The 23,583-nt window shown below is 64.3% G+C and carries 22 protein-coding genes; 14 read left to right on the top strand and 8 right to left on the bottom strand.

What is annotated here, in order from left to right:
* Positions 1 to 168: 168 nt before the first annotated feature.
* The 6 genes from hpnC to AC3RCJ_RS14690 all read left to right on the top strand — a co-directional run bounded on the left by hpnC (position 169) and on the right by AC3RCJ_RS14690 (position 5,225).
* Complete coding sequence (gene hpnC, locus AC3RCJ_RS14715) at positions 169 to 1,041, top strand: squalene synthase HpnC (protein ID WP_492963761.1); 873 nt, start codon at positions 169 to 171, stop codon at positions 1,039 to 1,041.
* Between the two features lie 46 nt (positions 1,042 to 1,087).
* Complete coding sequence (hpnD, locus tag AC3RCJ_RS14710; RefSeq protein WP_492963759.1) at positions 1,088 to 1,921, top strand: presqualene diphosphate synthase HpnD; 834 nt, start codon at positions 1,088 to 1,090, stop codon at positions 1,919 to 1,921.
* A gap of 7 nt (positions 1,922 to 1,928) precedes the next feature.
* On the top strand, positions 1,929 to 3,311 hold the full coding sequence (gene hpnE / locus AC3RCJ_RS14705) for a hydroxysqualene dehydroxylase HpnE (protein ID WP_492963757.1): 1,383 nt from the start codon (positions 1,929 to 1,931) through the stop codon (positions 3,309 to 3,311).
* Between the two features lie 124 nt (positions 3,312 to 3,435).
* The gene (locus AC3RCJ_RS14700) at positions 3,436 to 3,591 is read left to right on the top strand and encodes a hypothetical protein (RefSeq protein ID WP_492963755.1); all 156 of its coding nucleotides are present in this window, start codon (positions 3,436 to 3,438) and stop codon (positions 3,589 to 3,591) included.
* Between the two features lie 28 nt (positions 3,592 to 3,619).
* Positions 3,620 to 4,408 (top strand): DUF1700 domain-containing protein, encoded by a 789-nt coding sequence (locus tag AC3RCJ_RS14695; RefSeq protein ID WP_492963753.1) that lies wholly within the window; start codon positions 3,620 to 3,622, stop codon positions 4,406 to 4,408.
* A gap of 10 nt (positions 4,409 to 4,418) precedes the next feature.
* The gene (locus tag AC3RCJ_RS14690; RefSeq protein WP_492963751.1) at positions 4,419 to 5,225 is read left to right on the top strand and encodes a head GIN domain-containing protein; all 807 of its coding nucleotides are present in this window, start codon (positions 4,419 to 4,421) and stop codon (positions 5,223 to 5,225) included.
* Here AC3RCJ_RS14690 and AC3RCJ_RS14685 read toward each other — a convergent pair.
* A complete protein-coding gene (locus tag AC3RCJ_RS14685; protein WP_492963749.1) occupies positions 5,222 to 6,475 on the bottom strand; it encodes a TIGR03862 family flavoprotein in 1,254 nt (417 codons plus the stop codon). The two genes, AC3RCJ_RS14690 and AC3RCJ_RS14685, sit on opposite strands and share 4 nt — an antisense overlap.
* A gap of 155 nt (positions 6,476 to 6,630) precedes the next feature.
* On the opposite strand from AC3RCJ_RS14685, the gene AC3RCJ_RS14680 reads away from it, so the two are divergent.
* Positions 6,631 to 6,873: a hypothetical protein gene (locus AC3RCJ_RS14680; protein WP_492963747.1), complete on the top strand. Its 243-nt coding sequence runs from the start codon at positions 6,631 to 6,633 to the stop codon at positions 6,871 to 6,873.
* 47 nt (positions 6,874 to 6,920) lie between these two features.
* Here the strand turns inward: AC3RCJ_RS14680 and moaD are convergent, their stop codons facing one another.
* The 3 genes from moaD to thrC are packed head-to-tail and all read right to left on the bottom strand — an operon-like array spanning position 6,921 to position 9,893.
* Positions 6,921 to 7,175, bottom strand: coding sequence for a molybdopterin converting factor subunit 1 (gene moaD / locus AC3RCJ_RS14675; protein ID WP_492963745.1), 255 nt, complete (start codon positions 7,173 to 7,175; stop codon positions 6,921 to 6,923).
* Positions 7,176 to 7,185: 10 nt separating this feature from the next.
* Positions 7,186 to 8,412 (bottom strand): molybdopterin molybdotransferase MoeA, encoded by a 1,227-nt coding sequence (locus AC3RCJ_RS14670; protein ID WP_492963743.1) that lies wholly within the window; start codon positions 8,410 to 8,412, stop codon positions 7,186 to 7,188.
* Positions 8,412 to 9,893 carry a threonine synthase gene (gene thrC / locus AC3RCJ_RS14665; protein ID WP_492963741.1) on the bottom strand — a complete coding sequence of 494 codons (1,482 nt, stop codon included), beginning with the start codon at positions 9,891 to 9,893 and terminating at the stop codon, positions 8,412 to 8,414. Before thrC ends, AC3RCJ_RS14670 begins: the two co-directional genes overlap by 1 nt.
* A 288-nt stretch (positions 9,894 to 10,181) precedes the next feature.
* Here thrC and AC3RCJ_RS14660 point away from each other — a divergent pair, with 288 nt between their 5' ends.
* Positions 10,182 to 10,922: an AAA family ATPase gene (locus AC3RCJ_RS14660; RefSeq protein WP_492963739.1), complete on the top strand. Its 741-nt coding sequence runs from the start codon at positions 10,182 to 10,184 to the stop codon at positions 10,920 to 10,922.
* A gap of 216 nt (positions 10,923 to 11,138) precedes the next feature.
* Here the strand turns inward: AC3RCJ_RS14660 and AC3RCJ_RS14655 are convergent, their stop codons facing one another.
* Genes AC3RCJ_RS14655 through kbl form a run of 3 tightly spaced genes read right to left on the bottom strand, consistent with a single transcriptional unit; the run spans position 11,139 to position 14,812 of the window.
* On the bottom strand, positions 11,139 to 12,551 hold the full coding sequence (locus AC3RCJ_RS14655) for an L-serine ammonia-lyase (RefSeq protein ID WP_492963738.1): 1,413 nt from the start codon (positions 12,549 to 12,551) through the stop codon (positions 11,139 to 11,141).
* 48 nt (positions 12,552 to 12,599) lie between these two features.
* On the bottom strand, positions 12,600 to 13,565 hold the full coding sequence (locus AC3RCJ_RS14650) for an NAD-dependent epimerase/dehydratase family protein (protein WP_492963736.1): 966 nt from the start codon (positions 13,563 to 13,565) through the stop codon (positions 12,600 to 12,602).
* A gap of 20 nt (positions 13,566 to 13,585) precedes the next feature.
* Entirely contained in the window at positions 13,586 to 14,812 is a 1,227-nt protein-coding gene (gene kbl, locus AC3RCJ_RS14645) for a glycine C-acetyltransferase (protein WP_492963734.1), read from the bottom strand.
* Positions 14,813 to 15,025: 213 nt separating this feature from the next.
* Between kbl and AC3RCJ_RS14640 the strand changes: the two genes are divergently transcribed.
* The 6 genes from AC3RCJ_RS14640 (at position 15,026) to AC3RCJ_RS14615 (ending at position 20,909) form a co-directional block, all read left to right on the top strand.
* Complete coding sequence (locus AC3RCJ_RS14640; RefSeq protein ID WP_230538158.1) at positions 15,026 to 15,601, top strand: helix-turn-helix domain-containing protein; 576 nt, start codon at positions 15,026 to 15,028, stop codon at positions 15,599 to 15,601.
* Positions 15,602 to 15,770: 169 nt separating this feature from the next.
* On the top strand, positions 15,771 to 16,697 hold the full coding sequence (locus AC3RCJ_RS14635) for an STM4015 family protein (RefSeq protein WP_492963732.1): 927 nt from the start codon (positions 15,771 to 15,773) through the stop codon (positions 16,695 to 16,697).
* A 13-nt stretch (positions 16,698 to 16,710) separates the two neighbouring features.
* Entirely contained in the window at positions 16,711 to 17,799 is a 1,089-nt protein-coding gene (locus AC3RCJ_RS14630) for an STM4014 family protein (RefSeq protein ID WP_492963730.1), read from the top strand.
* On the top strand, positions 17,792 to 18,640 hold the full coding sequence (locus AC3RCJ_RS14625; RefSeq protein ID WP_492963728.1) for an STM4013/SEN3800 family hydrolase: 849 nt from the start codon (positions 17,792 to 17,794) through the stop codon (positions 18,638 to 18,640). The genes AC3RCJ_RS14630 and AC3RCJ_RS14625 overlap by 8 nt, the downstream gene beginning before the upstream one ends.
* Complete coding sequence (locus AC3RCJ_RS14620; RefSeq protein WP_492963726.1) at positions 18,637 to 20,016, top strand: STM4012 family radical SAM protein; 1,380 nt, start codon at positions 18,637 to 18,639, stop codon at positions 20,014 to 20,016. Before AC3RCJ_RS14625 ends, AC3RCJ_RS14620 begins: the two co-directional genes overlap by 4 nt.
* On the top strand, positions 20,010 to 20,909 hold the full coding sequence (locus tag AC3RCJ_RS14615; RefSeq protein ID WP_492963724.1) for an STM4011 family radical SAM protein: 900 nt from the start codon (positions 20,010 to 20,012) through the stop codon (positions 20,907 to 20,909). Before AC3RCJ_RS14620 ends, AC3RCJ_RS14615 begins: the two co-directional genes overlap by 7 nt.
* A 75-nt stretch (positions 20,910 to 20,984) precedes the next feature.
* Here AC3RCJ_RS14615 and AC3RCJ_RS14610 read toward each other — a convergent pair whose 3' ends face one another.
* Entirely contained in the window at positions 20,985 to 23,105 is a 2,121-nt protein-coding gene (locus tag AC3RCJ_RS14610) for a prolyl oligopeptidase family serine peptidase (RefSeq protein WP_492963722.1), read from the bottom strand.
* Positions 23,106 to 23,583: the final 478 nt, after the last annotated feature.

The raw sequence follows: 23,583 nt of genomic DNA, 5'->3' as shown, positions 1-23,583 counted from the left end.
TGCGATATCCTTAAATTTGTGACAATATCAGCTTGATCATGGGAAGCGCGTCTCGCTCCTTAATGACTTTCTGGTTATTAATTATAATCGCGAGCAAAAGTTTTTAGTGACTTTTGCGTCATTAATCTTGAGATTAAAAAAACTGCAAGACTAAAGAAGTGTGTGTTCATGCCTGTAGACCATTACGAAAATTTTCCTGTAGCATCCTTTTTACTGCCGCGCCGCCTGGTGCCCGCCGTCGAGGCCATCTATGCGTTCGCCCGCAGCGCGGACGACCTGGCCGATGAAGGCGATGCCAGCGCGTCCGAACGCCTTGCGGCCCTGCACGCCTATGTAGCGGCGCTGGAGCGCATCGAACGGCAGGAACCGCTGGACGACCCCATGTTCGAGCGCCTGGCCGCCGTCATCGCCAAGTTCCAGTTGCCGATGAAGCCGTTCCACGACCTGCTGTCGGCCTTCAAGCAGGATGTGGAAACGACGCGCTACGCCAGCTACGAAGACGTGCTCGACTATTGCTCCCGTTCCGCCAACCCCGTCGGCCTGCTGATGCTGCATCTGTACCAGGCCGCCGATGAAGAGAATGTACGCGATTCCGACGCGATATGCTCAGCCTTGCAACTAATTAATTTCTTGCAAGACGTGGCCATCGACCAGCAAAAGGAACGCATCTACCTGCCCATGGAAGACCTGAGCCGCTTTGCCGTCTCGCCCGCCGCCTTCGAGCGGCCCGAGGCGCATGGCAAGTGGAGCGCGCTGATGCGCTTCGAAGTGGCGCGCACGCGCGCGCTGATGCTGTCCGGCGCGCCGCTGGCCCTGCGTTTGCGCGGACGCATCGGCTGGGAGCTGCGCCTGGTGGTGCAAGGGGGCTTGCGCATCCTCGAAGCCATCGAAGCCGTCAATTACGATGTGTTCCGGCGCCGCCCCAAGCTGGAGAAACGCGACTGGCTGATCATTTTCTGGCGCGCCCTGCGCATGTCGCGCAAAAGCCTGCATCAAGAGACGCAAGTAAAAACGGCTTTTCCCCCGTCGGCCACTCTGTAAGACGATAGAATAGCGGCTTCGATCTGCAACCCTTGCTCTTTTGCCTATGTCTCCCGACGAATACTGCCAACAAAAGGCCGCCCAGAGCGGCTCCAGCTTCTACTACAGCTTCCTGTTCCTGCCGGCCGAACGCCGCAAGGCCATCACGGCCCTGTATGCGTTCTGCCGCGAAGTCGACGACACGGTCGACGAATGCACGGACGAAGCCGTGGCACGCACCAAGCTGGTCTGGTGGCGCAAGGAAGTCAAGGCCATGTACGAGGGCAACCCCACGCATCCCGTGATGCGCGCGCTGGAGCCGCACCTCGATATTTATAAGCTGGAAGAAAAGCATTTGCAGGCCATCATCGACGGCATGGAAATGGACTTGAACCAGACCCGCTACCTCGATTACCAGGCCATGAGCCGCTATTGCTGGCACGTGGCCAGCGTGGTCGGTATCTTGTCGGCCAGCATCTTTGGCGTGACCCGCCCGGAAACGCTGCTGTACGCGGAAAAGCTGGGCCATGCCTTCCAGCTGACCAACATCATCCGCGACGTGGGCGAGGATGCGCGCAAGGGGCGCATCTACCTGCCGATCAGCGAGTTGCAGCAATTCAATGTGACGGCGGCCGATTTGCTGAACGCGCGCCACAGCGAAAACTTCGAAAACCTCATGCGCTTCCAGGTGGCGCGCGCGCAGCAAGCCTATGACGAAGCCTTCGCCCTGCTGCCGGCGGAAGACCGCCGCGCCCAGCGCCCCGGCCTGATCATGGCCGCCATCTACCGCACCGTGCTCAATGAAGTCGAGCGCGACGGCTATCACGTGCTGAAACAGCGCATCTCGCTCACGCCGATCCGCAAACTGTGGCTGGCGTGGAAGACCTGGGTTCGTGGCTGAGCGTAGCGTGAAGCCACGCTACGCCGTCATCGGCGCCGGCTGGGCCGGCTGCGCGGCGGCCATGGAACTGGCGCGCGCCGGCCACTCGGTGACCGTCCACGAGGCGGCGCGCACCCTGGGCGGGCGCGCGCGCCGGGTCGAACGCGGGGTTGGGCAAGACTGCACGGTGCTCGACAACGGCCAGCACATCTTGCTGGGCGCCTACACGGAAACCTTGCGCCTGATCAAGCTGGCGGGGCAAGACCCGGCCGAACTGATCCTCACCCTGCCCCTGCAGATGCGCTACCCGGACGGCAGCGGCGGCATGGATTTCCTCGCGCCGCGCCTGCCCGCGCCGCTGCACCTGGCGTGGGCCCTGCTGCGCGCCCGAGGTTTGCGGCGCGCCGACAAGCTGGCCCTGATGCGCTTTTCCACCGCCATGCGATGGATGGGCTGGCAGTTGTACAACGATTGCACGGTGAGCGAACTGCTGCAGCGCTTCGACCAGACGGACACCTTGAACCGCCTGATGTGGCACCCGCTGTGCCTGGCCGCACTGAATACCCCGCCCGAGCGCGCCTCGGCCCGCGTCTTCGTCAATGTGCTGCGCGACAGCCTGGGCGCATCGCGCCGCCGCGCGTCCGACATGCTGATCCCGAAAACGGACCTGAGTACCCTGTTGCCCGAGGCGGCCGCCCGCTATGTGGAACAGCATGGCGGCGCGGTGCGCACGGGCGCCAAAGTCGCCGCCTTGCACGCCTTGCCCGATGGCCGCTGGCGGCTTGATGACGGCGTCGATGACGGGGACGGCTTTGACGCCGTCATCGTCGCCACCTCGTCCGTGCAGGCGGCCAGCCTGCTGCAAGGCTTGCAGGACGCGCGCCTGGCCGACGCCATTGAGCGCATGCAAGCTTTCACGCCGGAAGCGATCAGCACTTGCTACCTGCAATACGACGCCTCGGTGCGCCTGGACTTGCCGTTCTGCGCCCTCGTCGATGCGCCGCAGAAGCAGCACTGGGGCCAGTTCGTCTTCGACCGGGGCCAGCTCGACGCCAGCCAGGCGGGCTTGCTGGCCGTCGTCATCAGCGCGTCCGGCCCTGCCGCCGAGCAAGGCCACGGGCCGCTGGCGCAGGCGATCGCCGCGCAGCTGGCGCAGGTCTTGCGGCGCCCGGAACTGGCGCGGCCCGCCTGGACCCAGCTGATCACGGAAAAGCGCGCCACCTTTGCCTGCACGCCGGATTTACTGCGTCCCGGCAATGCCAGCGGCGTGCCGGGCCTGCTGCTGGCCGGCGACTACACGGCCAATGATGACCGGACGCAAGACTATCCGGCCACCATCGAGGCGGCCGTGCGCAGCGGCGTGGCGGCCGCCAGGGTTGTCACCACGGCCAAGGCGGCAAAACGGACTTGACGGTGCATCCTGCCCTGGTGTCGCTCGCCCCCGCGAATTTGCATTCTGTCGCACCGCGCTGGTGCATCCGCGTGCGCTTGGGTACAGTCCGATCATCGACAACGGCCATGCCACGGGGAATACCATGCACACCACCTTGCACTTGAAAAACAGCTTGAAAGCCGTGGCGCTGCTCGCTTGCGTGGCGCTGGCCACCTTGATCATCATGCAGATACCGCAGGCGCCCCATGCGCCATTCATGCTGAGCCAGGCAAGCATGCTGCTGCCGGCAGTGGGATGACGCGGCGAAGCGGACTGACAGGAAGACTATGATGAACAAGCAAGACTATCTCGACGCACTGCGCCGCGCGCTGGCCGGCATGCCGCCGGACCTGGCGGCCAAGACGCTCGACTATTACGAACAGACCTACATCGAAGGCCTGGCCGCCGGCCGCAGCGATCAGGAAATCGCCAACGACCTGGGCGACCCGAAAAAAATCGCCATGACCTTGCGCGCCAACACGCAGCGGCAGGCGTTCGAACACAGGAAGACGCCGGTCAACCTGCTGCGCCTGCTTGTCTCGCTGCTGGGCCTGGCCATCTTCAACCTTTTCATGGTGATACCCGCCGCCGTGTACGCGGCGCTGCTGGCCGCCCTGTACGCGGTAAGCCTGAGCCTTTACCTGGCCGGCATCGCCATCACGGCCAGCGGCCTGTCCGGCGCCAACGAACTGGTGCTGGACGGACCGCTGCGCCACCTGGTCATCCAGGATGACGCCGACGACGGCGACGCGCGGCAGACCCGCATCACCATCGGCGACACGGGCATCCACGTGGACCAGGTGCCACGGCGCGGCACGGCGCCCGACGACGGCGAGCGCGATGCGCCACATGCCTCCTCGCGCGTCATGGAACGGGCCGAAGCGCTGGCTGGCGGCGGCATCCGCATCTCGACGGACCTCGACCGCGATGCGCGCACCACGCAGACGCTGTTCGGCATGGGCATGCTGCTCGGCGGCATCGCCCTCTTCCTGCTCAGCCTGGTTATCAGCCGCTATACCCTCATCGGCATCAGGCGCTACGTCGCCATGAATGTCTCCCTGCTCAAAGGTCACTAGAAAGGCTGCCATGAAACGCTTGCTCAAAGTTGGCCTGTCCATGTTCTTGCTGGCATTGGTGCTGATCGCCATGTCGTATGCGGCCCTGCGCGCCAAGGGCATCAGCAGCCCCAGCAGTGCAGCCGGCCGCGCCGTGCGCAGCGACACGCGGCCGGTCTCCGCCGCCATCACGCAGATCGACTTGAACGGCCCCATCGACCTGACGCTGCGCCGCGGCGCCACGCCCTCGCTGAAGGTCAGCGGCGAGCAGCGCCTGCTGTCGAACGTGGATACCACGCAAGATGGCGCCACCCTGCACATCGGCCCAAAAGGCATGCTGTTCCACCACCGCCAGCCGCTGCAGGTGGAACTGGTGCTGCCGGCCTTGACGCGCGTGGAAGTACACGGCAACGGCGACAGCAAGATCACGGGCTTTTCCGGCGACAGTTTCATCCTGGAACTGGCCGGCTCGGGCGACGTCAGCTTCACGGGACGCTACAAGCAGGTACAAGCCACCGTCAACGGCAGCGGCAACCTGGACATCAATGGCGGCAACAGCGACAGCGTGGTGCTGGAAATGGTGGGCTCGGGCCGCATCGCCGCCAGCGGCAACAGCAAGTTCCTGCGGGCCGACCTGAGCGGTTCCGGCGACATCGATGCCGAGCACCTGGCGGCCGACAAGGCCAGCGTCAGCCTGCAAGGCTCGGGCCAGAGCACCGTCTTCGTGCGCGACGCCGCCAACCTGAGCCTGCGCGGCAGCGGCGACATCCACGTGCATGGCAACCCGCGCCAGCGCGACGCGCAGCGCTCGGGTTCAGGCGAGATTATTTGGCATTAACTTTCGGCATTCACTCGCTCCTCCAGCCAACCGACAGCCTGCTCGCCGGCCGCCTTGCCTTGCGCCAGGCAGGCCGTCAACAGGTAGCCACCGGTCGGCGCTTCCCAGTCCAGCATTTCCCCCGCCACGAAGACGCCGGGCATGGCGCGCAGCATGCTGCCTTTGACGCCGTCAAAATCCACGCCGCCGGCGCTGCTGATGGCTTCATCGATGGGGCGCGGACGCCGCAAGGTCACGGGCAGCAGCTTGATGGCGGCCGCCAGCCTGGCTTCGTCGGCAAAGTCGGCCGCGCCCAGGCATTCGCGCAGCAGGCCCGATTTCACCCCTTTGATGCCCAGGCGGCTTTGCAGGTGGCTGGACATGGAGCGGGCGCCGCGCGGGCGCGTCACTTCCTCGAACACGCGCTCATGGCTGTGGTCGGGCGCCAGGTCGAGCCAGATGGTGGCGTGGCCGTCACGCGCGATCTGCTCGCGCAGGGCGGCCGACAAGGCGTAGATCAGGCTGCCCTCGACGCCGCCCGCCGTGATGACGAACTGGCCCTGGCGCTTGACCTTCAAGCCATCGATGTCATGCGCCGTGATGGCCACCGTCGTCAGCGGTTCGCCCGCATGGCGGCCGCTGAAATGCGCGCTCCAGTCGACGTCGAAGCCGCAATTGGCCGGCGCCAGGGGCGCCACGGCCACGCCCTGCCCTTGCAGCAGCGGCACCCAGGCGCCGTCCGACCCCAGGCGCGCCCAGCTGCCGCCGCCGAGCGCCAGGATCACGGCGTCAAAGGTGAAACGGCGTTCGCCGTCCGGCGTGGCAAACGCCAGCTGGCCGTCCTGCCAGCCGGTCCAGCGGTGGCGCATGTGAAATTGCACGCCCGCTTCGCGCAGGCGGTGCAGCCAGGCGCGCAGCAGGGGCGCTGCCTTCATGTCGGTCGGAAAGACGCGGTTCGACGAGCCGACGAAGGTGTCCACGCCCAGGCCATGCACCCAGTCGCGCACCTTTTGCGGGCCGAACTGGTCCAGCGCCGGTTTCACGCTGGGCGCCTGCCGGCCGTAGCGCGAGACGAAGGCCTGGTAGCCTTCCGCGTGCGTGATGTTCATGCCGCCGCGCCCCGCCAGCAGGAATTTGCGGCCGACGGACGGCATGGCGTCAAACAATTCCACCCTGGCCCCCTGGGCGGCGGCGGCCTGGGCGGCCATCAGGCCGGCGGGGCCGCCGCCGATGACGGCGATGTGGAAGGGAGGAAGGCTGGAATGGGTCATGGCAAGCGGGGAAGACGGTGAAAACCCCGGCATTTTAGTCGAGATAAGGCCAGCAGATGGCAAGAATGCCGAAAAATGATGCATACTGCGCGGACATGCTGCGGCGAACAGCGGCTTGACTTCACGAGACGACGAGACGACAAGAGGAGAAACACATGGGTGCAGGATTCTGGATTTCCCGTTATTTGCTGGCCAGCTCGATCTTATTCATCATCCTGACGGTGGTCGAGTACAGCAAGGGCACGACCAGCCAGGCGGACATACTCAGCGCGCTGGCCTGGTCGCTGGTGGCATCGGCCATCTTCATCGGCTCGAAATACTGGCGCTACAAGAAGGCCGTCGCCTGCGCCGCCTGCGGCGACAGCACGGCCGGCAAACCGAAAACCAGATCGTCATGAAAAAACGGCCACTTCGATGAAGTGGCCGTTTCATTTGGCAAGCGCGATCAGCCGCCCGTCACGGGCGGGAAGAACGCCACTTCGTCGCCTTCGCCGATCACCGTGTCGGCATCGCACATCAGCTGATTATGCGCCATGCGCAGCGCGCGGCCCTGGGCCAGCGCATATTCCCAATTGCCGCCGCGGCCGATCAACAAGGTTCTCACCTCGCCCACCGTCAGCGGCCCTGCCACTTCGAGTACTTCCTGGGCCGTGCCCACCAGCTCGCGCACGCTGGCGAAAAATCGCAGATTGATCTTCATCAAGACTTCCTTAGTACAGCAATTCGTTAAACGGGATAAAGCGCAGCATGTCGCCGCGCGCGATCGACAGCCCCGGCGGACAGTCGATCAAGCCGTCGCCCCACACGGTGGAGGTCAGCACGCCCGAACTCTGGTTGGCGAACAGTTCCAGCGCGCCCTCGTCATTGACCTTGGCGCGCAAGAACTCATTGCGCTTGTCCGCCTTCAGGCGCTCGAACGCGGCCGGCAGCTGGTAGCTGCGCGGCGCCAGATTGCCCGCCACGCCCTGCAGGCGCAGGATGAACGGGCGCACGAACAGTAAAAACGTGACGAAGCTCGAGACGGGATTGCCGGGCAAGCCGACAAAGAAGGCGTCCCGCACTTCGCCAAACGCCAGGGGTTTGCCCGGCTTGACGGCGATCTGCCACATGTTCAGCCGCCCTTCCGCTTCCACGGCCGGCTTGATATGGTCTTCCTCGCCGACGGACACGCCGCCCGAGGTGATGATCAGGTCATTGCCCTGGGCCGCCTGGCGCAGCACGGCTTTTGTCGCTTCCAGGCTGTCGGGCACGATGCCCAGGTCCGTGATCTCGCAACCGAGGTTTTCCAGCAGGCCGCGCAAGGTAAAGCGGTTCGAATTGTAGACGGCGCCCGGCGCCAAAGGTTCACCGGGCATGGCCAGTTCGTCGCCGGTAAAAAACACGGCGACGCGCAGCTTGCGCAGCACCGGCAACTGCGCCAGCCCCACGGAGGCGGCCAGGCCCATTTCCTGGCTGCGCAGGCGCCGGCCCGCGCCGAGGATGACGCCGCCGGCGCGGATATCCTCGCCCTGGCGGCGCACCCATTCGCCCGCGTGCGGCACGTGATTGACCGTCACCACGCCGTCAAGCACGCTGCACTGCTCCTGCATCACCACGCAGTCGGCGCCTTCGGGGATCAGCGCGCCCGTGAAGATGCGCGCCGCCGTCCCCGGCTGCAGGGGCTGACCCACGTGGCCGGCCGCGATGCGCTGCGACACGGGCAGGCTGGCCGCGCCGCTGGCGCAATCGCTGGCGCGCACGGCATAGCCATCCATCTGCGTATTATCTCGCTCGGGCACGTTCAGGGTCGACGTCTGCGCCGTGGCCAGCACGCGGCCGTTGGCGCGCATGGTGTCGACCAGCTCCACCTCGGCCACCGGGCGCGCCGCGCCCAGCATGAAGGCTTGCGCCTCGGCCACCGACAGCATGGGTTTGCGTTGTGCAGTCGGATCGCTCATCACAAGCCCGTATTGGCGGCGATATACGCCTTCATTTTTTCCACGTCCGTGCCCATCACGACAAACTTTTGCGGCAAGTCCTCGATGTTTTCGAAGCCGTTTGGCCGTTCCGCGTCCACGCCCAGCGCTTCGAGGATGGTTTCGTTGAACTTGGCCGCCAGCGCCGTTTCCAGCACGATCATCGGCACGTTGGCCTCCAGGTGCTCGCGCGCCACCTTGATGCCGTCGGCCGTGTGCGTGTCGATGGTGATGCCGTAGTCGTCGGCCACGTCGCGGATGGTGTCGAGGCGGTCCTGGTGCGTGGACTTGCCCGACTTGAAGCCGTACTTGGCCACCAGCTTGAATTCGTCGCCGTCGCTGCCAGGCTTGCCGGACAGGTCAAAGCCGCCATGGGTTTCCACTTTCGTGAACAGGGCGCGCACGCGGTCGCTGTCGCGGCCCACCAGGTCGTAGACGAAGCGCTCGAAGTTCGACGCCTTAGAGATATCCATCGACGGGCTGCTCGTGTGATACGTTTCGGCCGACTTGCGCACGCGGTAGACGCCCGTGCGGAAGAATTCGTCGAGCACGTCGTTTTCATTCGTGGCCGCCACCAGTTTCGAGATCGGCAAGCCCATCATGCGGGCGATATGGCCGGCGCAGATATTGCCAAAGTTGCCAGACGGCACCGTGAACGACACTTTTTGCTCGTTGCTGGTGGTGGCCGCCAGGTAGCCGCGGAAGTAATACACGACTTGCGCCACGACGCGCGCCCAGTTGATGGAGTTGACGGTGCCGATCTTCTGTTTGGCCTTGAACGGCAGGTCGTTCGACACGGCTTTCACCATATCCTGGCAGTCGTCGAACACGCCTTCGACGGCGATATTGTAGATGTTCGGGTCTTGCAGGCTGAACATCTGCGCCGTCTGGAAGGCGCTCATTTTCTTGTGCGGCGACAACATGAAGACGCGGATGCCCTTCTTGCCGCGCATCGCGTACTCGGCCGCGCTGCCCGTATCGCCCGAGGTGGCGCCGAAGATATTGAGTTCGGCGCCCGTCTTGGCCAAGGTGTATTCGAACAGGTTGCCCAGCAGCTGCATGGCCATGTCCTTGAAGGCCAGGGTCGGGCCGTTCGACAGCGCCTGCAGCATCAGCGTGGTCGATCCGCCCTTGACGAGGTTTTCTTCCAGCACGCGCAGCGGCGTGATGTCGGCCGCGTTTTCGCCGGCGCGGGCGTTCTTGTAGACTGCCTTGGTATAGGTTTTCGCCGTCAATGCCTTCAGGTCCGCGGCCGGGATATCGGTGGCGAACTTCTTCAGGATTTCGTAGGCCAGGTCGGCATACGACAATGTGCGCCAGGCATTGAGCTCGGCACCAGTGACTTGCGGGTAGTGTTCAGGGAGATACAGTCCGCCATCGGGGGCCAGGCCGCCCAGGAGGATGTCGGAGAATTGCTGCGGATTCGATGGCGCTTTATCAGCGCGGGTAGACACGTAGTGCATAGATTTGAAGAGTCCAGTTGAGCTGAGTGCGGTTGATCATGAATGGCAGCGGATATTATAGTGCCAGGCGGCGCCCAAGGCGAATCGCATGCGCACGCAGCCGTCCTGCGCCCCGCCCCTGTTGTCAAACAGCAGCGCCGGGCAGAGGCAAAAACATTGTGTTTTGGAAATTTCTTATGGCGAGATCAACGTCCCGCATAAAGATGGGGCCGCGTACTGGCGCATGCGCCGGATTTGCGCCACACTGGTGTTTGTCGGCCCTCCTGCGGGCCATTCATGGAAGCGCTCATGTCGCTGAGTAAAAAACCGTATCTGCAAAGCGCCGCGCTGCGCCACGACGCCGTCGTCGACCTCGATCACTATCCGTTCACCATCCCCGCCATCCGCGACTTCGTGCACATGGACTTCCACCCCGATGTGACGTTTTTCGTGGGCGAAAATGGCAGCGGCAAGTCGACCATGCTCGAGGCGCTGGCCGTGGGACTGGGCTTCGGCAAGGATGGCGGCACGCGCAACGTGCGCATCGCCCTGCCGTCGGACGAGGAATCGGGCTTGCACGCACACTTGCGCCTGAGCAAGAGCTACAAGAAACCGGATGACAGTTATTTCTTGCGCGCCGAGAGCTTTTTCAATGTCGCCACCTACATGGACGCCATGCCCGAATACCTGGGCAGCTACGGCGGCAAGTCGCTGCACGCGCAATCGCATGGCGAAGCGTTCATGGCGACCCTGATCAACAAGCTGCGGGGCAAGGGTTTATATTTGCTGGACGAACCCGAGGCGGCCCTGTCGCCGAGCCGCCAGCTGGCGGCATTGTCCGTGATCCACCAGCTGGTGCAGGACGACTCGCAGCTGATCATCGCCACCCACTCGCCGATTTTGCTGGCCTACCCGAACGCGAAAATCCTCATGTTTACGGGCGGCGGCATCCATGAGGTGGCGTATGAAGACACGGAACACTATGCCGTGACGCGCGATTTCCTGAATAACTACCCCAGAAGGCTGGAGCAGTTGTTTGAGGAGGAGTGAGGTTATTTGCTGCAGGGGTGATGTCGGCTTACGCCCTGCGGGCTAAGCCGACCTACGCCGACGACACGATTTTAAGGAATCGCACGGGACGTCGCGGCGGCGCGAGAAACCGTAGCGAGCAAGCCCGATATCGCGTTGAGTAGCGCAGCTGTACCAGGGTACAGCGAGCAACGCCAACGCGAGAGTGGGCTGCGCAGTAGGTTTATCGCGTCGCCCTCAACAAGCGGCGTGGTTGACGGTAATCACGTGCACGGCCAGGCCGCCCAACGACGTTTCCTTGTACTTGTCCTGCATGTCCGCGCCCGTCTGGCGCATGGTTTCGATGACTTCGTCGAGGCTGACGAAGTGCGTGCCGTCGCCCTTCAGCGCCAGCGAAGCGGCCGTGATGGCTTTTACGGCGCCCATGCCGTTGCGCTCGATGCACGGGATCTGCACCAGGCCGCCGATGGGGTCGCAGGTCATGCCCAGGTGGTGCTCGATGCCGATTTCGGCCGCGTTCTCGATCTGTTCATTGGTGCCGCCCAGGGCCGCCACCAGGCCGGCCGCCGCCATGGCGCAGGCCACGCCCACTTCGCCCTGGCAACCCACTTCCGCGCCCGAGATCGAAGCATTGCGTTTGCACAACATGCCGATGGCCGCGGCCGTCAGCATGAAGCGGCGCACGCCGCCCACGGGGTCGCTGGGGCGGCAATCCTGCGCGTAGTAGCGCAGCACGGCCGGGATGATGCCGGCGGCGCCGTTGGTCGGCGCCGTCACGACACGCCCGCCGGCCGCGTTTTCCTCGTTGACGGCCATCGCGTACAGGCTGACCAGGTGCACGGCGTCGTGCGGCAAGTCATTGGCGCGGTTGTCCGACGCCTTCGCTTCCTGCGCCAGTCGCCACAGCTTGGCGGCGCGGCGCTTGACGTTCAGGCCGCCCGGCAGGTGGCCCGTCGTTTCCAGGCCGTGCGCGATGCAGTCGCGCATGACGTGCCAGATGCGGTCCAGGCCTGCATCGAGTTCCGTCTCGCTGCGCTTGACGCACTCGTTGGCGCGCAGCATTTCCGGGATCGACAGGCCGCTTTCCACGCCATGCGCCAGCAACTGCTCCATGGTATCGAAGGGGAACACGACGCGCGCGCTGGCCGCCGATTCCACGGCCGCTTCCGACTGGGTCTCAGCTTGCGCCTCGCCCGCCTCGCGGATAAAACCGCCGCCGATCGAGTAATACACCTTGTCGACCCGGCTGCCATCAAGCAGTTTCAGCGTGAAGCGCATGCCGTTCGGGTGCTCGGGCAAGGATTCGCTCTTGTGCCAGATCAAGCCCGTGGCGGCCGTAAACGGCACCACGCGCGTGCCCAGCAGCGCGATCTCGCCGGCCGCCTCGATGGCGGCCAGCTTGCTGTCGACGGCGTCGGGCGCCACGTCCTGCGGCGTTTCGCCCATCAGGCCCAGAATGACGGCCTTGTCCGTGGCATGGCCCACGCCCGTCAGCGCCAGCGAGCCATACAGGGCCGCCTCGACGCCCACCACCTGGTCCAGCGGACCGTATTCGACCAGAAAACGCCGCGCCGCCACCATCGGCCCCACCGTGTGGGAACTCGACGGCCCGATGCCGATCTTAAACAGGTCGAATACGCTCATGTCCATATGCTGTCTCTTTATATTGGTATGTTTTTATCAATGCTTGTGTGGGACTCAGGCTGCCTTGGCGGCATGGCCCACGTCGACATGGGCCAGCATGTCGGTGACCATCTGCTCGACGCCGATCTGCGCTTTCCAGCCCCAGTCCGCGCTGGCCTTGCTGTCGTCCAGGCTTTGCGGCCAGCTGTCGGCGATGGCCTGGCGGCTGTCCGGCTTGTAGCTGATCTTGAAGTCCGGCACCATGTGCACGATGGCTTTCGCCAGCTGCTCGGGGTTGAACGACACGCCGGCCACATTGTAGGACGAACGGATCTTGATCGATGCCGCCGGCGCGTCCATCAGTTCGATGGTGGCGCGGATGGCGTCGGGCATGTAGATCATCGGCAAGGTGGTGTTCGCATCGAGGAAGCAGTCATAGCGCTCGCCGCGCAAGGCCGCATGGAAGATGGCGATCGCGTAATCGGTGGTGCCGCCGCCCGGCGGCGATTTGTAGCTGATGATGCCCGGGTAACGGATGCTGCGCACGTCCACGCCATACTTGTTGAAATAATATTCGCACAGGCGCTCGCCGGCCAGCTTGCTGATGCCGTACATCGAGGTCGGGTCCATCACCGTCATTTGCGGCGTGTTCACCTGCGGCGTGTTCGGGCCGAAGGCGGCAATCGACGAGGGCCAGAAGATGCGCAGCGGCTTGCCCGCTTCGCCCCGTTCGCGCGCCAGCTCCAGGATATTGAGCAAGCCATCCATGTTCAGGCTCCACGCCTTCAGCGGCGCCGCTTCGCCCGTGGCCGACAGCATGGCCGCCAGCTGGTACACCTGGGTGATGTTTTCGTCGGCGATGATCTGCGCCAGGCCGTCCTTGTCCAGCACATTCAATTGCGCATAGCGCTTGGCCTGGTACAGATTGTTCGTGCCGATGTCGCTGGCGATGACGTTGTCCGCGCCGTGCTGCAGCGCCAGCGCGCCCACCAGTTCACTGCCGATTTGGCCGTTAGCGCCAATGACTAAGATGCGTTCCATGCTATGCCCCTGAATTCTTGTTAGTTGGTCGTGGTCGTGGCGGTCAGCAAACCGAGTTCCTTGCCGGCCTGCTCGAAGGCGGCCAGCACCTGCACCAGCTGTGCGCGGGTATGCGCGGCGGACAGCTGCACGCGCACCCTGGCCTGACCCATCGGCACGACGGGATAGAAGAAGCCCGTCACCAGCACGCCCAGTTCATACAGGCGCGCGGCGAATTGTTGCGCCACGGGGGCGTCGAACAGCATCACGGGCACTACCGGATGCGTGCCCGGCTTGATGGTGAAGCCGATGCGTTCGATTTCGCTGCGGAAGAAGGCCGTGTTGTCATGCAGGCGGTCGCGCAGTTCCGTCGACTTGGCCAGGCGCTCGAGCACCGACAGCGACGCGCCGGCAATCGATGGCGCCAGCGTGTTCGAGAACAGGTAGGGGCGCGATTTCTGGCGCAGGGTGTCGATGACTTCCTTGCGCGCCGACGTGAAACCGCCCATGGCGCCGCCCAGGGCCTTGCCCAGGGTGCCCGTGATGATGTCGATGCGGCCCATCACATTGTGGTGCTCGTGCGTGCCGCGGCCCGTCGCGCCCATGAAGCCGGAAGCGTGGCATTCGTCGATCATGACCAGCGCGCCGTACTGGTCGGCCAGGTCGCAGATCTTGTCGAGTTGCGCAATCGTGCCATCCATCGAGAACACGCCGTCCGTGACGATGACCTTGTGGCGCTTGCCGGCGGCAATGGCCGCCTGCAGCTGCACTTCCAGGTCGGCCATGTCGTTGTGCGCGTAGCGGTAGCGGCCGGCCTTGCACAGGCGGATGCCGTCGATGATGGACGCGTGGTTCAGCGCGTCCGAGATGATGGCGTCGTTTTCATCGAACAGCGGTTCGAACACGCCGCCGTTGGCGTCGAAGGCGGCCGCGTACAGAATCGTGTCTTCGGTGCCCAGGAAGGCGGAAATCGCCTGTTCCAGCTCTTTATGCACGGTTTGCGTGCCGCAGATGAAGCGCACGGACGACAGGCCGTAGCCGTACTTTTGCGTGGCGGCAATAGACGCTTCCTGCGTCTGCAGGTCGCCGGACAGGCCCAGGTAGTTATTCGCACACATATTGATCAGGGTACGGCCATCGTCGCACACCACTTCGGCGCCCTGGCGCGAGGCGATCACGCGCTCGGGCTTGTACAAGCCCTGCTGGCGCAGTTGATCGAGATTCTGTTGCAGACCGCTGAAAAAGGTGTTCTTCGCTTGCTCGCTCATGATGATCCTTGTGTGTCCCTGTTGTATACGTGTTGTATTGGCCGCCATAGGGGAAAAGCCGTCGCTTGACCGGTGCGCGCACAATGCTGTACCGTGAAGCGCTGTTTGAAGTCTACACGCTTCCGTGTTTTTCCTCAAAATCCACTATTTCGAACTGAAATTCAATATAGTGGATATTACCCAAGCCTATTGAACTTTGCAAGCCACCTGCCGATGAAAACCAGCGTTTCGACCAATTCTCCCCCTGAAGTGGGTGCCACCCTGCAACGGCTGCGCCTGGCGCGCGGCCTGACACTCGAGGATTTGTCGCGCATCGCGGGCGTGTCGAAGTCCATGCTGTCGCAAATCGAGCGCGAAAAAGCCAATCCCACCATCGCCATCACCTGGCGCCTGGCCAACGCCCTGGGCGTGCAGATCGGCGAATTGCTGTCGAGCGCCGAAAAAGCCGTGGAAACCATCCGCATCACGGACGCCCACGAAACCCCCACCCTGCCCGGCGACCACGCGGGCTACGTGCTGCGCATCCTGGGGCCGATGGAACTGGCGGGCAAATACGAATGGTATGAAGTGACCCTGGCGCCCGGTGGCGAACTGGCGTCGCAGCCGCACGACCCGGGCACCACCGAGCATTTGACGGTGATCCACGGCAACCTGGAGCTGGAAGTGGGGACGGCGAAGAAAAAGGTCAAGAATGGCGGCACGGCCCGCTATCCGGCGGACCAGCCGCATATCATCCGTAATCTTGGAAAAACCGAGGGCAAGGCCCTGCTGGTGGTGATCCATCGATAAGGCACGCCTGCAGTGCGCAATATGTCCATATGGCTATGCTAAGATTTTAGTATAGACAAGATTTCCAGGCCTGGATGTCTTCGCAGAGCGTCGCGGCACATCCCGGCTCGTCCCTCCGCCGCATCGCGCGCGGCATCCAGGCCTCCACCGCCTACACGGAGCCACAGCGATGACCATTTCCGACAGCACCACCACCTTCCACGACAAGAAAGTCGTCCAGTACGACCCTGACCTGCCCTTCGATGCGTCACCGGGCATCGTCTACCGTTTGTCGCTCGAATACGACGACGAGCGCAAGATGGACGAGCTGATCGCCGGCTTCCTCGCCAAGGCCGACAAGGGCGCACTCGAGGCGCTGATCATCGGCATGTGGGGCGACCCCTACGAATCGGGCGCCGACGAAGTGATGGCCGCCCTGATCGCCCACGCGCCGCAACTGCCCAAGTTGCGCGCCATCTTCATCGGCGACATGACGTACGAGGAATGCGAAATCTCGTGGATCGTGCAAGGCAGCTACAAGCCCCTGCTGGACGCTTTCCCGCAGCTGGAAGAATTGCGCATCCGCGGCGGCAATGAACTCGTCATCGAACCATTCGCGCACCAGCACCTGCGCCGCTTCACCATCGAGGCGGGCGGCCTCGATCAAAAGATCGCCGAGGCATTGGCGCAATCGAGCATGCCGCAGCTGGAACACCTGGAACTGTGGCTGGGCACGGACGACTATGGCTTTTCGGGCGACGTGGACCTGTACCGCAAGGTGCTGGCGCAGCTGACCGTGCCCACCCTGAAATACCTGGGCTTGCGCGACGCGGAAATCGCCGACGACCTGGCCGTCTGGCTGGCCGAGGAACCGCTGGTGGCGCAGCTCGATATTCTCGACCTGTCGCTGGGCACCATCGGCGACCTGGGCGCCGTGGCCGTGCTCCATCACACGCAGCTGGGCGGCTTGAAGCGACTGGACCTGTCGCACCACTACGTTTCCGAGGAAAACCAGGCGAAACTGAAGGCGCTGCCCTTCGAGGTGGTGCTGGACGACCCGCAGGAAGCGGACGAGGACGACGGCGAAAGCTACCGCTACGTGGCGGTCGGCGAATAAGCGGATTTCCCCTTTGCACACGCAACTCACCCTGCTGGCGACACAGGGCAGCAAGCGCGTGCGCCTGATGCAGGCGGCGCGCGCGCAGCTGCGCCTGCCGCCCGCGCAGGTGCTGGAATGGCGCGACTGGCTGGCGCAGCCGGCGCTGCTGGAGCCAGCCTTGCGCCAGCCAGGCACACTCAAAATCGAACCACCCGGCGACGATCCTGCCGCCCATTTGCTCTTGCTGCAAGCGGGCTGCCGCCTGCTGGAGCGTCCGCCGGTCGCCGCGCCCGCACACGGCGAGCTGCTGGCCATGGATGCCTGGTTTGCCGGTTTCGCGGCCGCCATGGCGTCCCTGGCGGCGCAACTGCTTGAGCTGCCGCCAACGCGCGTGCTCAATGCCCCGGCCGATATCTGCCTGATGACGGACAAGCTGGCCTGCCAGCGCCACCTGGCCGCGCACGGCATCGCCATTCCCACCCTGCTCGGCCCCGTGCACGGCTACGCACACCTGCAATCGCTGCTGCATGAACACCAGCTTGACCGCGTGTATTTAAAACCGCGCTACGGCTCGTCGGCCTCCGGCGTCGTCGCCTACCGCCGCAACCGGGCCGGGCGCCAGCAAGCCACCACCTCGGCCGCCTTGTCGCGCGCGGATGGCCGGCCGCGCCTGTTCAATGTCAAGCGCATGGCCCGCTGCGAATCCGAACACGACATCGCCGCCCTCGTCGATGCGCTGGCCGCGCAGGAACTGTATGCGGAAGCGTGGCTGAACAAGCCCCGCTGCGGCGACAGCCATTACGACCTGAGAGTCGTGACCGTGGCGGGCCAGCCCGCGCACCGCGTGGCGCGCATCGGGCAGCAGATGATGACGAACCTGCACCTCGACAACCGGCGCGGCGACGCGTCCGGCCTGCTGGACGCCGCCGGCCTGGCCGCGCTGGAACAGACCGCCGCCCTGGCCGCGCGCGCCTTCCCCCACAGCCACGTGACGGGCTACGACCTCGTCGTGCGCCACGGCCAGGCCCATGTGCTGGAAGCGAACGCCTTCGGCGACCTGCTACCCGGCCTGCTCTGGCAAGGCATCGATACTTACACAGCGCAACTGACCCATGCTTAAAGAAACACCGGCCATTCCCGACATGCACACCATCGTCGGCAGCCACGACATCGTCTTCCTCACGCTCGACACCCTGCGCTTTGACGTGGCGCAAGCGCTATACGAGGCGGGCGAATTGCCCGTGCTGGGGCGTTTTCTGCCGCCCGGCGGCTGGGAACGCCGCCACTCGCCCGCCACGTTCACCTACGCGGCGCACCAGGCCTTCTTCGCGGGCTTCTTGCCCACGCCGGCCGCGCCGGGCCGCCATCCACGCCTGTTCGCCAGTGCTTTTGCGGGCAGCGAAACGACATCGAAGCACACGTACGCGTTCGCGCAAGCGGATATTCCCGCCGCGCTGGCCGCGCGCGGCTACCGCACCCTCTGCATCGGCGGCGTGGGCTTTTTTAACAAACAGACGGCGCTGGGTTGCGTGCTGCCATCGCTGTTCCAGGAAAGCCACTGGAGCGCGGGCATGGGCGTGGCCAGCCGCCATTCGACCGAAAAACAGGTGGCGCTGGCGACCCAGCTGCTGGCGCAAAACGATCAACGCACCTTCTTGTTCATCAATGTCAGCGCGCTGCATACGCCCAACCGCGCCTACCTGCCCGGCTGCCGCGCCGATTGCCTGGACAGCCACGCGGCCGCCCTGCGCTACGTCGACGGCGCGCTGGCGCCCTTGTTTGCCGCCTGCGCCGCGCGCGCGCCCACGTTTGCCATCGTCTGTTCGGACCACGGCAGCGCCTACGGCGAAGACGGCTACCGCGGCCACCGCATCGCCCACGACAGCGTGTGGAACGTGCCGTATGCGCACTTTTTCATCGCCCCCGCTACCGATACCATTTCCCAGGAGTCCCCATCGTGAACCCTTCCGAACAGCCTGGCACCCTGGCGCAGCGCATGCGCCACACGCCCTACCAGGCGTATTCGTATTCATATCCGCACAAGGCCGCCTACCGCGCCTTGCCGCAGGCGGCGCCGCTGGCGCCCCTGTGGGCGCGGCAAGACCGCTCCGCCCTGTTCGCGTATATCCACATCCCGTTTTGCGAGATGCGCTGCGGCTTTTGCAACCTGTTCGCCATGGCCCGCCCCAGCGCCGACATGGTCGAGCGCTATGTGCGGCAAGTGCTGCTGCAGATGCGCGCACTCAACGGCGCGCTGGGCGAACGGCGCTTCGCCCGCTTCGCGCTGGGCGGCGGCACGCCCACCTATCTGTCGCCGGCGCAGCTCGACACCCTGCTGTGCGGCGCGCGCGACATCCTCGGCATCGACCTGCAACACACGCCGGCCGGCATCGAAGCCTCGCCCGAAACCATCACGGCGGAGCGCCTTGCCGTCTGCCGCGCGCACGGCATCGACAGGGTCAGCCTGGGCATCCAGAGCTTTGCCGCCGGCGAAATGCGCGCGCTGGCCCGTCCCCAGCAAAACGCCACCGTCCAGCACGCCATCGGCCTGATACGCGCGGCCGGCTTTCCCACCCTGAACCTGGACCTGATCTACGGCATCGCGGGGCAAACCATCGCCAGCCTGCTGGCCTCCATCGACAGCGCGCTGGCCTTCCGGCCCGAGGAAATCTACCTGTATCCGCTCTACGTGCGCGAACAGACGGGTCTTGGAAAAGTGGCGCGCCGCCAGGGCGCGCAATCGCTCAACCCCATCATGCTGGCGCAGGACGGCGACAGCCGCCTGGCCCTGTACGCGGCGGCGCGCGACCATTTGCGCGCCCAGGGCTACGAGCAGGTCTCCATGCGCATGTTCCGCGCGCCCCATGCGCCCGAGCAGAATGGTCCCTCGTACTGCTGCCAGAATGACGGCATGGTGGGCCTGGGCGCGGGCGCCCGCTCGTACACGGCCAGCCTCCATTACTCCAGCGAATACGCGGTGGCGCGCCTTGATACCATCAACATCATCGACAACTACCTGGCGCTCGACGAGGCGCGCTTCGCGCAGGCCGAACACGGTTACCAGCTCGATGAGGAAGAACAGCGCCGCCGCTACGTGATCCAGTCGCTGCTGACGGAACCGGGCCTGGACCGCGACGCCTACGCGGCGCGCTTCGGCAGCCGCTGCGAAGCAGACTTGCCGCAGCTGGCCGAGCTGCACGCGCTGGAATTGGTGGAAGAAAACGGCCCGCTGCTGCGGCTGAACGAGCGGGGCTACAGCTACGCCGACACCATCGGCCCGTGGCTGGCGTCCGATACCGTGCGCGCGCTGATGGCCGAAGGCGGCCAGGCATGCTGACAGCGCCGGCACCGATGCTGTCGCTGCTGTACCGGGGCACGCTATCGAGCTGCAACTACGCCTGCGGCTACTGCCCGTTCGCCAAGAAGCGCGACAGCCGCGCGGCGCTGGCCCGCGATGCGCGCGAAGTGGCGCGTTTTACCGGCTGGGTGGCGGCACAGAAGCGCCCCATCGGCGTGCTGTTTACACCGTGGGGCGAAGCGCTGGTGCGGCGCCACTACCGGAGCGCGATGCAGACACTGGCGGCGCTGCCGCACGTGCGCCAGGTGGCGCTGCAGACGAATCTGTCCGGCCCCCTGGACTGGCTGGAGCACATGGACGGGCTGGAAAAGGTCGGCCTGTGGTGCACCTACCACCCGGACCAGACCACCTTGTCCCGCTTTCTCGCACGCTGTGCGCGCCTGGACGCCATGGGCGTGCGCTATGGCGTCGGCGTGGTGGCCATGAACGCGCACCTGGACGCCATCCGCGCCCTGCGCGCCGCCTTGCCCGCCCACGTCTACCTGTGGCTGAACGCCTACGACCGCCGTGGCCCCGGCTACTACAGCGCACCAGACCTGGCCGAACTGGACGCCATCGATCCGTGGTTTGCGCACAACCGCCGCCCTTCGCCCTCGCGCGGCAAACCGTGCCTGGCGGGCGAAGCGTCGCTGTCCGTCGACGGCGACGGCGAACTGGCGCGCTGCCACTTCGTGCCCGAGCGGCTGGGGAATCTATATGAGGATGACCTGGCGGACATGCTGCGGGAGCGCAGCTGCCCGCGCTTCAAGTGCGACTGCTACATCGGTTATGCGCAGCGCAAGGATTTGCCGTTTCAGGCCGTATTTGGGGAGGGGGTGCTGGCGAGGATTGTAACTGTAGGTCGGATTAGCGGGGCCAAAAGCCCCGCGTAATCCGACATATTGCTGGCATGACAGGCGGTGTCGGATTACGCACGGCGATGCCGCGCTAATCCGACCTACCGTGTTTTACTGCGCCGCCACCTTGGCCGGCTCCGCCACTACCGGCGTCATCTTCAGCGAACGGCTGAGGAAGCCCCAGCGGTCGGCCACTTCTTCGATCTGCTTGGTCGTCGGCTTGCCGGCGCCATGGCCGGCCTTGCTGTCGATGCGGATCAGCACGGGCGCCGGGCCGCCTTGCGCTGCCTGGGCAGCGGCCGCGAACTTGAAGCTGTGGGCAGGCACGACGCGGTCGTCATGGTCGGCCGTGGTGATCATGGTGGCCGGATAGCAGCCGCCCGCCTTCAGGTTGTGCAGCGGCGAGTATTTCACCAGCGCCTTGAACTGCTCGGCGTCGTCCGACGAACCGTAGTCAGGCACCCAGCCCCAGCCCACGGTGAACTTGTGGAAACGCAACATGTCGAGCACGCCCACCTGCGGAATGGCCGCGGCGAACAGGTCCGGACGCTGCGTCATGGCGGCACCGACCAGCAGGCCGCCATTGCTGCCGCCGCCGATCGCCAGCTTCGATGGCGAGGTGACCTTGTTGTCCACCAGCCATTGCGCCGCGCCGATGAAATCGTCGAAGACGTTTTGCTTGTTCAGCTTGGTACCGGCCTGGTGCCAGGCTTCGCCGTATTCGCCGCCGCCGCGCAGGTTGGCCATCACGTAGACGCCGCCCATTTCCACCCAGGCAAGATTTGCCACGGAGAAGCTCGGTGTCAGCGATACGTTGAAGCCGCCATAGCCGTACAGATAGGTTGGATTGCTACCGTCGAGCTTCATGCCTTTTTTCGAGACGATGAACATCGGTACCTTGGTGCCGTCGCGGCTGGTGAAGAATTGCTGGCGCGTCTCGAACGCGTTCGGGTCGAAATCGACCTTCGGCTGGCGGTACACGCTGCTCTTGCCCGATTTCATGTCGTAGCGGTAGATGGTCGCCGGCGTCGTGAAGCTGGTAAACGAGTAGAACGTTTCCGTATCGCCACGCTTGCCCGCAAAGCCGCCGGCCGAACCGATGCCCGGCAAGGCCACTTCACGCACCAGCTTGCCTTTCAGGTCGACGATCTTGATTTGCGTTTGCGCATCTTTCAGGTAGTCGAGCACCAGCTGGTTGTTGATCAGGTTGACGGCGACCAGGGTTTCGGCCGCTTGCGGCACGATTTCCTTCCAGTCGGCAGGCAGCGGTTTGCGCGTGTCGATGGCGATCACGCGCGATTTTGGCGCCTTGTTGTCCGTCTTGAAGAAGAAGACGGGGCCGTCATTGTCGATGAACGAGTAAGAAGCGTCGAATTCCTCCAGCAAGCCGACGACCTTGGCATTCTTCTGGCGCAAGTCCTTGTAAAAAACGCGGTTCTTGCGTTCCGTGCCCTGCGTGGCCGTGATGATCAGATAATTGCCATCGTCGCTGACGGTGCTGCCGCCGAACGCCCATTCCTTCTGGTCGGGACGGTCGAAGACGAGCACGTCGTCGCTTTGCGGCGTGCCGATCTTGTGGAAATACAATTTCTGGAAGTAATTGATATCGGCCAGCTTGGTTGCTTCGTTCGGCGCGTCATAGCGGCTGTAGAAGAAACCCGTATTGTCCTTGGTCCACGAAGCGCCCGAGAACTTGGCCCACTGGATGTGGTCCGTCAAGTCCTTGCCCGATTCGATATCGCGCACTTTCCACTCGTTCCAGTCGGAACCGGAAGCGGACGTGGCGTAGGCCAGGTACTTGCCGTTCGGGCTGATCGAGGTGCCGGCCAGCGCCACCGTGCCGTCGGTGGACAGGGTGTTCGGGTCCAGCAGCAAACGCGGCTCGTCGGACAGTTTTTTCACCGTGTACAGCACGGCCTGGTTCTGCAAGCCGTCGTTGCGGCTGTAGAAATAGCGGCCACCCTGCTTCGTTGGCGTAGAGAAACGCTCATAATTCCACAGCTTGGTCAGGCGCTGCTTGATCGCGGCGCGTTCGGGGATGGTGCCCAGGTACGACTGCGTCAGTTTGTTTTGCGCCGCCACCCACTCGCCCGTCTCGGCGCTGTTGGCGTCTTCCAGCCAGCGGTAAGGGTCGGCGATGGTGGTGCCGAAATAGCTGTCCTGCTGGTCGACCTTCTTGCTGACCGGATAGGTTACGGCGGCGCCGTCGCCAGCGGGGCAGGATTGTGCCATGGCATTGCCACCGAAAGCGGCCAGCAAGCTGAATATGAGGGTTGCACTACGTAATTGCATGGGTTGTTTGTCTCATTGTTGGATGTCGAGGAAAGCAGGCCGCTCAGGCAAAACCGGCGGCTGCCCATGGTGACTTTCGCCAAGAGAAATCATAGCGCGGATCGCCACTTTTAATACACAGTTATCCCCCGCATTTGCCGACTTTTGTTTTGCACATTTCCATGGTTAGCCATGCAAAATCCTGTTTTCACGCCCAATCGGCAAACCACGCACAGTGCCATGGCTGCCGGCAACAGTGTCATAAAGCATTGCATTTCATCAAGCTGTCATAAAGTATCTTTACTATCGGCAAATGTTCATGGCCCGACCAGCGGCCGTGCAGACCGCCGCCCGCCAATCCCCTATGCCTACTTTCGCCCTCCCATCCGCCGTGTCCGCGCAGGACGCCGTGGCGCCCTCCAATGTGGCCTACCTGAAA

This window comes from Janthinobacterium sp. GW822-FHT07H11 (assembly GCF_058798615.1).
The sequence above is the reverse complement of the archived record's forward strand: the minus strand, read 5'-3'. Positions and strand labels throughout refer to the sequence as shown.